Raw genomic sequence first — 15,913 nt, forward strand, 5'->3', positions numbered from 1 at the left:
TTTTTTGCTTTTTAATTGAATTTTAAACGTCAATATCCGCTAAATTACCATTTAAGCCTAGCCATTCTTTCCGATCGGCAGAACGCTTTTTGGCAAGCAACTTATCGAGTAAATTGGCGGTAAAGTGCATATCATCTAAATCTAGTTGCACCAAACGGCGTGTGTTTGGATCCATTGTTGTTTCACGCAATTGGCTCGCGTTCATTTCCCCTAGACCTTTAAAACGGGTAATTTGCGGATTTTTTGTTTTACATTTTTTCAGGGTTACTTCTAGCTCATTCTCATCTAAGGCATAGTGCACATCTTTACCATCGTCAATTCGAAATAATGGTGGCATAGCGACAAATAAATGCCCCTCTTCAACCAAAGCTCTAAAATGCTTCACAAACAATGCACAAAGTAAGGTCGCAATATGCAATCCATCTGAATCGGCATCTGCCAAAATACATACTTTGCCATAACGTAACTCTGATAAGTCATCACTGCCTGGGTCTACACCAATGGCAATGGCAATATCATGGACTTCTTGAGATGCCAAAACTTCATCAGATGAAACTTCCCATGTGTTTAAAATTTTGCCACGAATCGGCATAATGGCCTGAAAGTTTTTGTCACGGGCTTGTTTGGCACTGCCACCTGCTGAATCTCCTTCAACAATAAACAACTCACTTTCTTCACGGGTTTGACCTGAACAGTCTGCAAGTTTTCCAGGCAGTGCAGGCCCTGATGCAATACGCTTACGCTCAACTTTTTTAGCTGCTTTTAAACGGCGTCCTGCTTTAGCAATCACCATTTCAGCCAAGCGAGAGGCAGTTTCTGCATTTTGGTTAAGCCATAAAGTAAATGCATCTTTGGCAATATTTAATACAATCGCAGATGCTTCACGACTTGATAAACGTTCTTTGGTTTGTCCTGAAAATTGTGGCTCTTGTAATTTCAACGACAAAATATAGTTCACGCCATCCCAAACATCTTCTGGTGACAGTTTGAGGTTACGAGGTAAAAGGTTTCTTAATTCACAAAACTCACGTAAGGCATCTGTAATACCTGAGCGTAAACCATTCACATGGGTTCCGCCTTGTGCTGTGGGAATTAAATTGACATAGCTTTCTTGAACTTGCTCACCGCCATCGACATTCCAACACAAGGCAAATTCACATTGTGCTTTATCAATTTGTCCTGTAGCAACAAAAGCAGGATCTGGCAAAATCTCACGGTCTTGCAATTCATCCATGAGGTAATCAACCAAGCCATTTTCAAACTGCCATTCAATTTGTTCTTGGTTAATTTCATCAATGTAGATAATTTTTAACCCTGCGGCCAAAACGGCTTTGGCTTTAAGGTTGTGCTTTAAGGCTTTTAAAGCAAATTTAGGATGGTCAAAATACTGACTATCTGGCCAAAACTGAACGCGCGTTCCCGAGACTTTTTTGGCAATTCGATTACTTGTCACCTCTAGACCTGTCACAGGTTCGCCATGTTCAAATGCCATTTTATACAGATGACCTTGACGCTGCACTTCGACTTCAACACGTGTCGATAATGCATTCACCACAGAAATTCCAACGCCATGTAAACCACCAGAAAATTGGTAATTGTCTGTGCTGAATTTTCCGCCAGCATGAAGTTTGGTTAAAATAATTTCTATGCCGCTTTGTTGATATTCAGGATGAATATCAACAGGCATACCACGACCGTTATCTTGCACAGCCAATGAGCCATCTTTATACACGGTCACAGTCACTTGATTAGCATGCCCTGCAAGTGCTTCATCCACAGCATTATCAATAACTTCTTGCGCCAAGTGATTTGGACGTGTGGTATCAGTATACATTCCCGGACGACGACGAACAGGATCTAAACCTGATAGAACTTCAAGCGATTGGGCAGTATATTGTGACACGTTTTATAGATTCCTTGATAAACAGCGATGCACTAAAAACATCAATAACATCGGGATTTTGTCTGCAAAGTTACGCATTACATGATCTCCCTGTTGCTCTAAGATCATCATACATTGCGAATCTTCTGCATGATAATAGCGTGCTGCATGACGATAATCCAAGATTTCATCTCCTTGTTGCAATAACAATAAGATTTTTTTGAGATCTTGCGGTTTATGCGCCATGTCATATTGTAAATAATTTAGGTCATCTTGAGTTAATGTCCAATCCGTTGTAATAGCAAATGGCAATTGATGATGACCAAAACGACTATTAAAAAGTTGCCATGGTGAAATGGCTGGATTGATCAATACCGCAGGCAGATGATATTGACTCGCCAAATAATTGGCATAAAAACCACCTAAACTACTACCAACACAAACCAAGTGTTTGTCAGTGTGGTCTTGAATATACTGATCTAGCCGCTGCACCACAGCATGAGGAGATTGATTCAAATCAGGCAAATACACATTTATTTCAGGCACATGTTGCTGACAATACGCAGCCAACAGCTGCCCTTTCACCGAGCGATGGTTACTTTGAAAACCATGTAAATAGATCACATGCATGTGACCTAAATGTTTTTTTAATAAAGCTGACAGCATGTTTAAGTTAAAAGCGAATCATATGGTTTTATTTTGCCTGATTTGCACATCAGTGCTATATATAAACACGGTAAAAACAACGAAGCATTACCGTGAGTATCAAGCGCTTAAAGTGATGCTCAATCTACGTTTTCAAGCAAAGTAACTATACATGATGTGCATAGCTCTGACCATAACGCTTGCAGAGTGCAATACTTTTTTCATTTAAACCGACAATATTGCACGACATTTGATGACGCTGATACTGCTCTATAATGTAGTCCAATGCCTCTGCTGCATTAATGTCCCAAAGTTGTGCTGCGCTAAAATCGATGATGACATGCGTGACTTGGCTTGGATTAAAGTTAAAGGCATTAATTAATCGATCTGTAGAGCTGAAAAAAACCTGTCCTTGTACAACATAGGTTTGTGTCCCATCCGCTACAGATTGCAATCGCACTTGTACACTATTTTCAAGCTGCGCCACCAAACTAAGTGCAGCAACAATCACTCCTGCGAACACACCTACAGCTAAATTATGACTCACCAACACCATAGTCACTGTGACAAGCATGACGATGTTATTGCTTTTAGACTGCTGTTTAAATTCAGTAATCGACTTCCATTCAAAGGTATGAATACACACCACAATCATCACTGCAACCAAGGCTGCCATCGGAATAACTTTGAGCCATGCTGTTAATACCAAAACCAACATCATCAAAAAAATACCTGCAACTAAGGTAGACAGTCTGCCACGAGCGCCTGATTTTATATTAATCATAGACTGGCCAATGATGGCACAGCCTGCCATTCCCCCTAAAAAACCCGTCACAATATTGGCAACGCCTTGTCCAATACATTCTTGGTGCTTATCGCTGACTGTATCTGTCATTTGATCGATAATTTTTGCAGTCATCACTGACTCAAGTAATCCAACAAATGCCATGGCAATCGCATGAGGTAAAATAATACCGAAGGTTTGCCATGTCCAAGGAATATCAGGCAATATAAATGTCGGCAATGTGGTTGGTAAATGCCCCATATCACCAACAGTTTTTACTGAAATATCAAATATTAATGTGAGTACAGTTAAAATAATAATACAGACCAATGAAGGTGGTAGCATCTGACCCACTTTGGGGATTTTAGGAAATGCATAAATAATTAATAAACCCAAAGCCACCAAACCATAAACAGCATAAGGTGCATTCATGAGCTGTGGAAATTGAGCCATTAAAGTCACAATCGCCAAAGCATTTACAAAACCAATGACCACAGGCTTAGGTACAAAGCGCATCAGTTCTGCTAAGCGGACCTTGCCAATCATAATTTGGATCAACCCTGTAAGTAATGTCGTTGCCAACAAATATTGCAGTCCATGTTCTTTCACTAAGCTGACCATCAATAAAGCCATGGCACCTGTGGCAGAGGAAATCATGGCGGGTCGCCCACCCACAAAAGCAGTTACAACAGCCATTGATAGCGCAGCATATAAACCCACGCGTGGGTCTACACCCGCAATCACAGAAAAAGAAATGGCCTCAGGAATTAATGCAAGTCCAACCACTAACCCCGCTAAAATATCTTTATGGATATGGCTAAACCATTCTTTTTTATAGTTTAATAACATAGGTAACCGTACTACTATCAATAAGGGTTAATCAAGCTTCTAACAATTGGGCACTGACCAAATAAGCTTGATTTCAAAGTATTTTAAAGCAATTTTTAGTCTTTTTATGATGCCATTTAGCCATTAAAATTCACTTAACCCATTTAGGGAGATAATTTGAAAATATATTTACTTTTCAAATATATAAAAAAACGCCTCAATTGCTTGAAGCGTTTAACATGAATTTATTTAGTCGTGTGGCAAAATTAATTTGGTCCACGGTCTCTTGGTCCGCCGCCGCCATAACCACCACCGCCTCCACCGCCGTGACCACCATCACCACCATGATGTCCGCCCCACCACCAACCTGGATCAAACAGCATACAACCTGAAGTTGCTAAAACCGATGCAATGATTGCGCATCCAAGTAAGGTTTTAATTTTTTTCATTGAAGCATCATCCATTGTTTAGATGGATTTAATGTATCTTGTTTGATTTGCAAGTCATAGATGAATAATTTCTTGTTATGTAAGCTCGAGCTGACTTTATGAAAGCAATATGAATATGCAGCAGATTTAGACAAGCCAAAACGAAAAATACATCATACAAAAAGTAAGAGCCAATCATATGGCTCTTACTTTTTACTCTATGTACTTAAATTTTACGAAAAACTTGGTATAAAGCGATCACTGCTAAAACAATAAAAAAGAACAATGACCACATTGGCAATGACATGCCAAGCAACGTCCAATCAATTTTGGCACACTCCCCTGAGCCTGTAAAAACTTGCGTTAATACATCTTTCATTGGAAAGGCTTCTACCAAATAATTTAACCCTGGACCACAACTTGGCACTTCATCTGCAGGTAAGTGCTGAATCCACACATGGCGTGCTGCAACACCAACTGACCATAAAATACCTATGGCAGCCAACAATGCATAAATACGTTTTAATACGTTTTGTGCAGGATGATGAATAAAACCAATGAGTGCGAATAATCCCATTGCCATTAGCCCAACACGTTGAAAAATACATAATGGACAAGGATTTAATCCTTTCCAATGCTCTAAGTACAAGGCGAAAGACATGCCGATGATACTGGCCAAAACCAGCAATCCATTGACAAGGCGATAATTCAATTTCATGGTTAAATTCTCTCACTTAATCTAGCGAAATTTACTCAAATACGCTTCAAAGCTTTGGGTTGATGCCTGTTCTAAAGCCTGCTGTTCTTGCAATGAAATATCGACTAGATCATTAAAATACTGCTGCTTTTCTGCGGACAATTGATGTTGTGCATACACTTGTGCATGCTGTTCAGCCAAATAGCCCCCAAAACGCCATGTTCCACCATGCTGAACCATATCTTGAATAACATGTGCAGATAAAGTTTGCTGAGGATCATGAATACGAGATTGCATTTGTTGCAGTGCATCTGCATATAAAGATGTGTTGTTGCTGTCATCAAACAGTTTTGCTAGCGGCTGCATATTAGCAACATGCTGCGCCAACCATGCGAATACTGTGATTTCACCATCTTCTGTTTGCAACACTGTATCTGGAGCACGACCACGTTCTACAATTTGATTTTGGTTTAAATCAATGCGATCTTGCTCTGCATCTGTGATTTCAGGGCTTTCTAACAATAAACAATATAATGCCAAGATTTCTAAAAATGCAGCACTCTTTTTTGTAATCCCAATCGGATCATAAGGATCGACATCCACAGAACGCAATTCTACATACGCTACACCACGGTGTCTTAGTGCATCAGAAGGTGTTTCATCTTGCTTTGGTACTTGTTTTGGTCGCACCAAACTATAATATTCATTTTCAATTTGTAGAGTATGGTCATTAATTTGAATTGGCTGACCTTGCTCATCATTTAAACCAAGCGCTGCAAAAGGTGGATATGGCATTTTTACAGCCTGCTTCACCCCTTCAAGATAACCTGTGATGTTGTTGTAATGAATACCGAGCTTTTTTTGTGCTGAATTTTGATAGCCATACTTGCCCATTCGTAATGCAGTTGCATGAGGTAAATGTAAAGCACCACCCACTAAAGATTTAAGGTCGTGCTTTCTATTAATTAAAAAACTGCCACATGCGGTGGGACTCGCACCCAATAAAAAAATCACCATTGGCGTATAACGAATAAAATTTCGAATTAGACCAAAATACCGATGACTTTTATAATCTTCAAAAGAGAGTTGCTTAAGCGACTCATCTAATTCATGCGCTTGTAACTGCGCAAATAATGTATCTGGAAAAGAAATATTATAATGAATGCCCGCAATCGTTTGCATACGGCGGCCATACCGAATGGCTAAACCCTTACGATAAAGTGTTTTAAAACGACCGATATTCGATGTGCCATATTGTGCAAGTGGAATACGTGACTCATCTTCATCCAACATACATGGCATAGACATTGGCCATAAACGCTCACCTTCAGGTAAGTGCTTATGTGCAATGGCATGTAAATCAGTTAAATAATTCAGTACTTCATCAATTGATGACTGCGGCGGCGTGATGAGCTCCATCAAGGCTTCTGAATAATCTGTTGTAATATGTGGGTGTGTTAACGCTGAACCTAATGCTTTAGGATGTGGTTGTTTGGACAAATAGCCATCGCTTTGCATGCGTAGGCTTTCTCGCTCAATTCCCCGTAAAATCCCTTTCAGCATTGATGCATCGACCCAAGCTGGTAAAATTGAACCTGAACTTGCGCTGGGTTGACTCATATCCACTCACTCTCTTTTATCCAATATTTAATATTTATATGTGTGTTTATTCAAACATACCTTGTTGACTGTATGTTGACGAAAAAACATCAATTTTTCCCATCTCACCAATTTAAAGGGCAAATTCATACAAGATCAATCAAAAAATTCATGTTTTGATAAAAAAGTTAAAAACCAATGGCCTTCATATAAACACATAAAGTGTACTGTATGTTGCAAATACTTCAGCTGAAATCCCTCATAATATGGGATAAAAGATACACAAATGCATCAAAAAATAGCAGTTTAAATGAGAAAGGTTCATGATTTGAATCATAGCGCTCAGTTAGCTTATATCAGGGTGTTTTCTTGATTTGAAGTGAACGTTGTCTTTGCAGATCATGACAGTTAAACCAAGTTAAACATCGTTATTTATCAATCAGATCTTGGAGCAATGACAATGAATAAAAAACGTATTTATTTAGGTGGCGCATTGGCCGCTGTGTTGGCTTTATCTGGATGTACCACATTTTTTACACCACACAGCTTTAATGAGTTAGGACAATTTTCAGCATATCAACTTAATCAATCGACCTTTCGAGTTGGTTTACGAAGTAGCTCTAACATGAGTTATGGTGTAGCCCAAGAGATTGCACTGGTCAAAGCTGCACAAACTACTGTACAAAATGGCTTCCAATATTTTAAAGTGTTGAATGACCCAAGCCAACAAAATCAACCACCTAGACAAGCTGTTGTGTATCAATCAGCTGCACCTATGTTTGGTCCTTATGGTTTTTATGGTCCACGTCATGGATATTGGGGTGGACCTTGGAATGACTTTCCACAAGTGATTACTGTAGAACCCAATGAAGTGGCCTATAACATTGAATGTTTTAAAGCAGGTCAAAACTATCCAAAAGATGCGTTTGATGCTGTATTGATTTTGAAGTCTTTAGGTGCAAAATATGGTGTTGCTGAAAACGGTACATTGCTTGCACCGCAGCCAATAAAAACGAATTAATATGCTTTAATTAAGTGGGACCAACTTATGGGTTTAGAGACAGCACAACCATCATCACCCAATTTAAAACGCAGTAAACGCTATGCAACGATTGCTTTACTCAGCGCGATTATTGCGTGGATTGTGCTTTTAATCAGCGCACATGTGTTTCCACAACACCAATGGATTATTCATTTGCTCATGCTCTCAGCAGAAGCGGGCGTGGTTGGTGGCTTTGCTGATTGGTATGCCATTACAGTTTTGTTTCGCAACCCATTTGGTAAGCTCCCTATTCCTGGCTTTTTACGGGATCACACAGAAATTATTCCACGGAATAAAGCTCGTATTGCTGAGTCTATGGGGCATTTTGTACAGGAAAACTTTTTATCACCACATGTGGTTGAAACCAGTTTACAACGCACTGATTTAAGCATGAGCATCGGAAATTGGCTAAATAATCCCAATAATAGCCGTCAAATTACCGAAGCCATGCAAAATACCTTGCCTAAAATTTTTGATTTTATTGAACAAGAAAAAATTGCACAGTTTATTCAAAGCAACAGTTTACAATGGATTGAAAATACCAAAATTAACCGCTTAGCTGGCGAAATGTTGCACTCTATTTTAGACAATGACTTCCACGAAGATCTTTTACAGCATAGCTTAGATTTAGCACATCAATGGGTTTTAGCGCATCCACAAGAAATGCGAGACATTACAACCAAATTATTTAAAGAACTTGGAATCTCTAAGCTGTCTAAAGGCGCAAGTTGGATTGGGATTGATATGCAGCAACGGACTGTCGACAGCTTTATCGAACAGCTTGAGGACATGTTACAAAACCCTGCACATCCATGGCGTCATTATGTAGACACATATGGCCAAGCATTAATGCAAGATTTGCAAAATGATGATAGTGAGGCCAGTGTTCGTTTAAATGCAAGTAAAGATGCTTTATTACAAAGCCCTCAATTGGTCAACTTTATTAGCAGTGCCATTATTATTTTATTTAATGCAATTAAAGATGACTTAGCAAAAGAACAATCTGGCATTGCCATGAATATCCAAGCTGCTATTGAATTGGTCGGCAAAAACTTAATTGACAGCCAAGAAGTAAGACACCTGTTAAATAGTCGTTTAAGCACCTTGGCTATACATTTTAGTGGTCAATACAGCGATAAAGTCATTCGATTTATCAGTACACGTATTCAAGAATGGGATTCGACTGAAATGATTGCGAAAATCGAAAATGAGGTTGGTGCTGACTTACATATGATTCGAGTCAATGGCGTATTGGTTGGTGCATTTATTGGCTTGGTGTTGGGACTGATTCGTCTTGCTGTCGATGTCATTTTTTAAAGTTGTAGGAGATTTTCATGCTGAGCTTATCATCGAAACTGCCAAATCAAGGCACCACCATTTTTTCAGTGATGTCTGCATTGGCTCAGCAGTTAAATGCCTTAAATTTGTCTCAAGGCTTTCCTGACTTTCCTGCACCACAAGCATTGCTTGATTTATTAAATGATGCCGCACAGCAAGGTTATAATCAGTATTCACCAGGACATGGTTTATTATTATTACGCCAACAAGTTGTTGAGCTGATGATAAATCGAGACCCTCAACTGCAGTTGGATCTTGAGCAAGAAGTCACCATTACATCAGGAGCCACTATTGCCTTACATAGTGCAATACAAGCTTTGGTACAACCCAACGATGAAGTCATTGTTTTTGATCCAAGTTATGACAGCTATGCGCCTTGTATTGAATTGGCTCAAGGCAAACCCATTCATTTGGCATTACAAGCACCTCATTTTTCTGTCGATTGGCAACAGGTTAAAGATAATATCTCTGACAAAACACGCATGATTATTGTCAATACACCACACAATCCGACAGGTACAGTGTGGTCAAAGCAAGATTGGCTGACTTTAATTGAGTTAATTCAAGATCGAAACATTGTGGTGTTATCCGATGAAGTCTATGAACATTTAATTTTTGATGGGCAACCACACTACTCTGCTTTATCTTTTCCCCAATTACGACATCGCGCAATTGTGGTCGGCTCATTTGGTAAAACCTTTCATGTCACAGGTTGGAAAACGGGTTACTGCATTGCAGCACCAGAGCTTACACAGCTTTTTCGACAAGTCTATCAATTTGCAAGCTTTTGTGGGGTAACCCCTGTCCAAATGGCCCTTGCACAATTTATGAAACAGCATCCTGAACATATTCAAGAATTGGCAGGTTTTTATCAAAGAAAAAGAGATTTATTTTTAAATGCCATTCAGCATTCCAACTTTCTATTTCAGCCAAGTCAAGGGACTTACTTTCAAACCTTAGACTACCGTCAAATTCAGCCAACACTCACGGATCGAGAAATGTGCTATTACTTGGCTGAACAATATAAAATTGTTGCGATTCCATTGTCTGCATTTTATAAGAGTCCGCCTAAGAACTTAACCTTATTACGTTTTTGTTTTGCAAAACACGATCACACGCTACAACAAGCAGCTGATATTTTAAATACTTGTTCATAAATCATGTTTTAATACTCATATTAGATGTCTATATTGCTTTATTTGGTTTAGTGATTACAGCTATTTTAATTAGGCGTTATTTGCGACCATCTCAGCTTTGCATACGTACTTCAACATTAACATAAAAGTTAAATTATGTGATACATTACATATTTATATTATATATTGATTAATAGTGAATATTTTAACTAAACTCTTTTTTATTTTATGTGTAATGCAATTTCAATCCATCTATGCCAATGCAACCGTTGGTGAATGGAATTTGAGCGATCCTGTTGTGAATGGTGCTACAACTAGATGGAAAGCAATTAAAAATACATCAAACACTTCTCCATTACCAATATCAACAACCACAACTGCACTGAAAGTCACTAATCATCTTGCAAAAAATGGACTATCTGAACTAGCTCTAAATGCTGTAATACCAGCTGTTCCTGAAGGTACAGATTTTATTGTTGATGTACCTAATCAGTATATAAAATATAGTTTAAAAAAGAATAATCATAATACTTCTAAATATCAATATACTTCACCATTTGGGCAATATACTGGGTATGAAGCTTATATTTATACGTTAGAACAAGCTCGTCTAGAAGTCAGAAAGTATTTAAATGAATATCCTGGGGAAGGAAATTTCTTTATCACAGAATGTATCAATCGTGAATATCAATATGAATGTTATTGGGGATCTAAAGGAGAAGAAAGTAATCCTTATGGGTATTCATTTTTCTTTTCTCAAACAACCAATGATGAATATGATGCCAATGCTAAACCTGAACTTCTTTCATTAAGAAATCTGTCATCAAAAATACTCATTTTAGCGAAACAAAAGAACGTTCAAGCTGAAAAGTATATTTCATCTGTCATACAAGATATGCTTCTGCATGACGAAGCTTATAGAAAGTCTTTGGAAGCGCAATTAAATACCAAATTACAAGCATCACAGAACACTGGAAGTAATAACGGAAATAACTCAACGCCTCCTAATAATGACGATGAGGATGATGCCAACAATAAAATTGATACCCTCTTGAAAAAAACAACGCTTGAAACTAAAAAGGGAAGTAAAAAAGGGGCTAAAAACAGTATTTATGACAGAATTGGAGGGGGAGGGTTTGAACAAGTCATGACTGACTTTAATTCTTTAGCTTTAAAGAATATTCGAAATATACCTTCCAAACCAAATGAGACTGTTGTTATTGGTCAACTTCGAAACAATCAATGGGTAACAGCTCGTTCTTATAGTACTAGAGATGGTAGACCTACTTTGGAAATAACAGATAAAAGTATAAAAATTCGATATTAGAGGATAAAATAATGTCAAATTGGGCCATGAGTAAACTTCTAGAAATAAAAAGTTTTTTATTTCTAACATATATAAAATTTGAAAAAGATGAATTGTTTTTAATATTTACATTTGATGATAATGATAATAAACGAATAGTCGTTTATTTTGATGAATATTTATTTTTTAAAAATATAGATGAAGGATTAGCCTTAGAAACATATGCTTCTCGAGATTTTCATGGCAATGATAGTCATATATTTTCAACAAATCATTCAGAGTTAGTTGACTGGTTCAACAAAGAAAGTGGTGGTGAATTTCAAGATAAATTTCAACACTATGTTATCCCTAGTCAAGAAGATATTACTGTGGTATTAGCTAAATCCCCACCCAAAATATCTAAACCATTCTTGGGTAACTATCTAAATATCTCATTAAAAGATAAAGCTATATTTTCATATTCCGATCAGGATAATTTCTAATGTTAAATTGGTCTCCATGCAATATGGATAGATTGACAGGTATTCCATATCTAGAGAATATTCAAGAAATTAGAGATAGCGAGGAAGAAAGTGGACTAATTTTAAATCTAAAATTTGATACTGGTTCTCAAGCTTTAAAATTTGAATTACCACGTTTATTTAGGATTAGAAAAAAATATATTAGTTCAAACGAACTATCTCAACAAAATTTAGATGATAAATCATGGTTATTCACAGTGAATGAATCTGAATTAATGCATTGGTTTCATAAAGAAAGTTATGGTATTTTACCTGATATAAATCATTTCGTTATTATTACTCAAGAACAAGTAATAGATATATTAACAGATAAAGATTTAACGGATTTTCACCCTAAGATCATTTCTACTGAGCAGTAACTTTATCATAGCTATCTTCTTAGTGAAGGTGGCTTTTTTATACACTGATAGATAGCTTTAAAATGAATAATGATACCTATAAAAATTTCTTATCTGATGTGATTCAAGAAATTTTAGAAAAGAAATTACCAGTTTCTAATGAAACTGAAAGTTTCGATAAAGGCTATAACTTTGCTATTTATGAAATCGTTTCATTACTTGTTCAACAGAGCGAAAATTTTGGAATTGATAAAAAAGAAATAGGGTTAGGTGATATTCAACCTGAGATTAATTATCTTTAATATGGATTCAAGTTTGATAAACATGAATCTGTTTTAGTTTCTAAGAAAATTAAAGTCTTACTGCGTCATTCATTCGGCGAATGTAAGACATTTTATTTTTACCTGAAAATTGCTCTTGGCAAAACAAGATCATACGCTACAACAAGCAGCTGATATTTTAAATACCTATCAATAAATTAAGTATCTATAGGCTTATAATCAATGATACATTGCAAGATGCCTTTATCTATGATCAATTAAATATGAATAAACAATCACTGGTCACAGATCAACCTTTATTTAAAACCTTTTTGATCTTTTTATTGCCATTGGTTGCCACCAATATTTTACAAAATTTATCTGGCACCATTAACACTATTTTTGTTGGGCAAATGCTTGGTGTGCATGCTGTAGCAGCAGTCGCAGTTTTTTTTCCAATCTTATTTGCATTGATGGCATTTGTCATTGGCTTATCCTCAGGTTCAAGCATTTTAGTGGGACAAGCTTGGGGGGCCAATAATTTAGCCAAAGTACGACAAATTGTTGGGGCAACACTCTTTTTGACGCTCATTTTAGGTGTCTGTATTGCTTTATTTGGCATTGCATTTACACCTGATTTTTTAAAAATCTTGGGTGTTTCACCCGATGTCATGCACTTATCTATTCCTTATGTGCGCAGTATGTTGGCGGGCAGTCCATTATTATTTATCTATATTATTTATACCTCTGTTTTACGCGGTGTTGGTGACAGTGTCACGCCTTTACTTGCCCTCTCAATGACCAGTTTATTTGGTTTGGTGATTACACCTGTTTTAATTGGTGGTTACATGGGACTGCCTCAACTTGGCATTGTTGCACCAGCAATTGCATCTATTGTGGGTAATATTGCAGTGATTCTTTTTTTAATTGTGTATCTAAACAAAAAAGACCATGCTTTAAAGTTAAATAAAGATTTACTCAAAGAAATTCATTATCACCCGGCACTTAGCCGTAGCATTTTAAAACTTGGCATCCCAACAGGCATACAAATGGTGACCACGTCTTTATCTGGTTTGGTGATTATGCGTTTAGTGAACTCATTTGGTCCCGATGCCACAGCAGCGTATGGTGCAATTAATCAGGTGATTAATTATATTCAGTTTCCTGCATTATCCATTGCCATTGCCGCTTCGATTTTTGCCTCTCAGGCCATTGGTGCAGGTAGAAATGACCTATTGGCCAAAGTAAAGAAAACAGCGTTACAATCTAGCGTCATCATTACAGGCGGCTTGGTGTTATTGGCATATTTATTTTCACGCCACCTCTTAAATCTATTTATTACTGACCCTCATGTGGTTGCACTTGGTCAAACCTTATTATTTACCGTCATTTGGTCAATTGTGTTTTTTGGTGTGAGTGCTGTTTTTGCATCAATCATGCGTGCTTCAGGCACTGTCAATATTCCCATGATCATTAACATTTCTGCCATTCTTTTGGTTGAACTGCCTTGTGCTTATTTATTTAGCCACTTTTGGGGATTACAAGGTATTTGGATGGCATATGCATTGTCATTCGTGAGCTTATGTTTAATGCAATACAGTTATTACCATTTTGTATGGAAGAAAAAATCAATTCAGCGTTTGGTCTAAGACACACATAGGGCATATTTGCCCTATGTGTATTCAATTAAATCAATGCAACAATCTCTAATAAATATTGTTTATCAACTTCATCAAATGTACTTAACTCTGCACTATCAATATCTAATACGCCAATACACTGACCTGCTTGATAAATAGGGAGGACAATTTCTGAGCGAGATGCTGAACTACAAGCAATGTGCCCTGGAAACTCATCCACATTGTCGACAATAATGACATCTTCTTTCGCCCATGCTGTGCCACAGACACCACGTCCTTTTGCAATTCGTGTACATGCAATCGGGCCTTGAAATGGACCAAGTACCAATTCATTGTCTTTAACCAAATAAAAGCCAATCCAAAGCCAATCAAATTGCGTTTTTAATGCAGCTGTCATATTGGCTAAATTGGCAATCAGGTCAGGTTCATCTTCCACCAAGGCCTTAATTTGTGGTATCAAGTTCGCATATTCAGTAGTTTTGTCGCCCTGTATTACATTTAAATCTTCTGCCATAACCATTATCTTCAAAATAGAATACACTCTATAATGATTTTATCAGTGAATAAATCAAGTCCTGAATGGCATCATCCGTATGTATTTGATCGAAATGTCATTTTACTTTCACAAATAAAACGTATTTTTGTCATAAAAAAGGAACTACTGCATTGGTTGCAATAATAGTGTCATAATAACACTTTGTAATAGCCGAAAGTTTATAAAATGCTCATATAGGATATTGCGCCGTGAAAGAGGAATACATTTTAATTGTTGATGATGAATTGCCAATTCGAGAAATGATTCATACATCATTAGATATGGCAGGCTTCCAATGCTTACAAGCAGAAGATGCCAAACAAGCACATCAAATGATTGTTGATCAACGTCCTGCTTTAGTTTTACTTGACTGGATGTTGCCTGGCGGACTCAGCGGTGTAGACTTATGCTATCGCTTAAAACGCGATGAAACATTATCTGAAATTCCAGTCATTATGTTAACAGCACGTGGTGAAGAAGATCATAAAGTACAAGGCTTAGATGCTGGTGCAGATGACTACATGACCAAACCGTTTTCGACCCGTGAGTTGATTTCACGGATTAAAGCTGTGCTTCGCCGTTCAAATGCATTAAATGGCGAAAAAACCATTGATGCAAATGGCCTCATTCTAGACCCTGTCAGCCAACGTGTAAGTTTTAATGATAGTATCTTGGAAATGGGCCCTACTGAGTACCGTTTGCTTGCATTCTTCATGACCCATTCCGAACGTGCATATACACGTGCCCAATTGCTTGACCATGTTTGGGGCGGCAATGTTTATATTGAAGATCGTACCATTGATGTTCACATCCGACGTTTACGTAAAATCTTAGAACCTTTTGGTGTTGATAAGTTTGTACAAACTGTTCGTGGAACAGGTTATCGCTTCTCAACACGTACTGATGCATTAAATTAAGCCAGATTAAATGAATT

At 37.4% G+C, this 15,913-nt stretch carries 16 protein-coding genes; 9 read left to right on the plus strand and 7 right to left on the minus strand.

The window, feature by feature from the left end; translation table 11 throughout:
* Positions 1-22: 22 nt before the first annotated feature.
* From parE to gshA, 6 genes are all read right to left on the minus strand, one after another.
* On the minus strand, positions 23-1,903 hold the full coding sequence (parE, locus tag CFY84_RS07645; RefSeq protein ID WP_088823627.1) for a DNA topoisomerase IV subunit B: 1,881 nt from the start codon (positions 1,901-1,903) through the stop codon (positions 23-25).
* Positions 1,904-1,906: 3 nt separating this feature from the next.
* Entirely contained in the window at positions 1,907-2,512 is a 606-nt protein-coding gene (locus CFY84_RS07650) for a YqiA/YcfP family alpha/beta fold hydrolase (protein ID WP_088823727.1), read from the minus strand.
* 181 nt (positions 2,513-2,693) lie between these two features.
* A complete protein-coding gene (locus CFY84_RS07655) occupies positions 2,694-4,160 on the minus strand; it encodes a SulP family inorganic anion transporter (RefSeq protein WP_088823628.1) in 1,467 nt (488 codons plus the stop codon).
* Positions 4,161-4,405: 245 nt separating this feature from the next.
* Positions 4,406-4,588, minus strand: coding sequence for a hypothetical protein (locus CFY84_RS07660; RefSeq protein ID WP_088823629.1), 183 nt, complete (start codon positions 4,586-4,588; stop codon positions 4,406-4,408).
* Between the two features lie 205 nt (positions 4,589-4,793).
* Positions 4,794-5,285, minus strand: coding sequence for a disulfide bond formation protein B (locus tag CFY84_RS07665; protein ID WP_088823630.1), 492 nt, complete (start codon positions 5,283-5,285; stop codon positions 4,794-4,796).
* A gap of 21 nt (positions 5,286-5,306) precedes the next feature.
* Positions 5,307-6,884 (minus strand): glutamate--cysteine ligase, encoded by a 1,578-nt coding sequence (gshA, locus tag CFY84_RS07670; protein ID WP_088823631.1) that lies wholly within the window; start codon positions 6,882-6,884, stop codon positions 5,307-5,309.
* A 439-nt stretch (positions 6,885-7,323) separates the two neighbouring features.
* Here gshA and CFY84_RS07675 point away from each other — a divergent pair, with 439 nt between their 5' ends.
* The 8 genes from CFY84_RS07675 (at position 7,324) to CFY84_RS07710 (ending at position 14,453) form a co-directional block, all read left to right on the plus strand.
* Positions 7,324-7,884 carry a CC0125/CC1285 family lipoprotein gene (locus CFY84_RS07675; protein WP_088823632.1) on the plus strand — a complete coding sequence of 187 codons (561 nt, stop codon included), beginning with the start codon at positions 7,324-7,326 and terminating at the stop codon, positions 7,882-7,884.
* Between the two features lie 27 nt (positions 7,885-7,911).
* A complete protein-coding gene (locus CFY84_RS07680) occupies positions 7,912-9,222 on the plus strand; it encodes a DUF445 domain-containing protein (protein ID WP_088823633.1) in 1,311 nt (436 codons plus the stop codon).
* 17 nt (positions 9,223-9,239) lie between these two features.
* Complete coding sequence (locus CFY84_RS07685; protein WP_088823634.1) at positions 9,240-10,400, plus strand: methionine aminotransferase; 1,161 nt, start codon at positions 9,240-9,242, stop codon at positions 10,398-10,400.
* Between the two features lie 175 nt (positions 10,401-10,575).
* Positions 10,576-11,706 carry a hypothetical protein gene (locus CFY84_RS11295; protein ID WP_088823635.1) on the plus strand — a complete coding sequence of 377 codons (1,131 nt, stop codon included), beginning with the start codon at positions 10,576-10,578 and terminating at the stop codon, positions 11,704-11,706.
* Between the two features lie 11 nt (positions 11,707-11,717).
* Complete coding sequence (locus tag CFY84_RS07695) at positions 11,718-12,167, plus strand: hypothetical protein (protein WP_088823636.1); 450 nt, start codon at positions 11,718-11,720, stop codon at positions 12,165-12,167.
* On the plus strand, positions 12,167-12,565 hold the full coding sequence (locus CFY84_RS07700; protein ID WP_088823637.1) for a hypothetical protein: 399 nt from the start codon (positions 12,167-12,169) through the stop codon (positions 12,563-12,565). The genes CFY84_RS07695 and CFY84_RS07700 overlap by 1 nt, the downstream gene beginning before the upstream one ends.
* Positions 12,566-12,627: 62 nt before the next feature.
* Entirely contained in the window at positions 12,628-12,846 is a 219-nt protein-coding gene (locus tag CFY84_RS07705) for a hypothetical protein (protein ID WP_088823638.1), read from the plus strand.
* A 242-nt stretch (positions 12,847-13,088) separates the two neighbouring features.
* Positions 13,089-14,453: an MATE family efflux transporter gene (locus CFY84_RS07710; RefSeq protein ID WP_088823639.1), complete on the plus strand. Its 1,365-nt coding sequence runs from the start codon at positions 13,089-13,091 to the stop codon at positions 14,451-14,453.
* 37 nt (positions 14,454-14,490) lie between these two features.
* Here the strand turns inward: CFY84_RS07710 and CFY84_RS07715 are convergent, their stop codons facing one another.
* Complete coding sequence (locus tag CFY84_RS07715) at positions 14,491-14,958, minus strand: GAF domain-containing protein (RefSeq protein WP_088823640.1); 468 nt, start codon at positions 14,956-14,958, stop codon at positions 14,491-14,493.
* A gap of 230 nt (positions 14,959-15,188) precedes the next feature.
* Here CFY84_RS07715 and phoB point away from each other — a divergent pair, with 230 nt between their 5' ends.
* Complete coding sequence (gene phoB, locus CFY84_RS07720; protein WP_088823641.1) at positions 15,189-15,896, plus strand: phosphate regulon transcriptional regulator PhoB; 708 nt, start codon at positions 15,189-15,191, stop codon at positions 15,894-15,896.
* Positions 15,897-15,913: the final 17 nt, after the last annotated feature.

This window comes from Acinetobacter apis (assembly GCF_900197575.1).
GTDB classification, from domain to species: Bacteria; Pseudomonadota; Gammaproteobacteria; order Pseudomonadales; family Moraxellaceae; genus Acinetobacter; species Acinetobacter apis.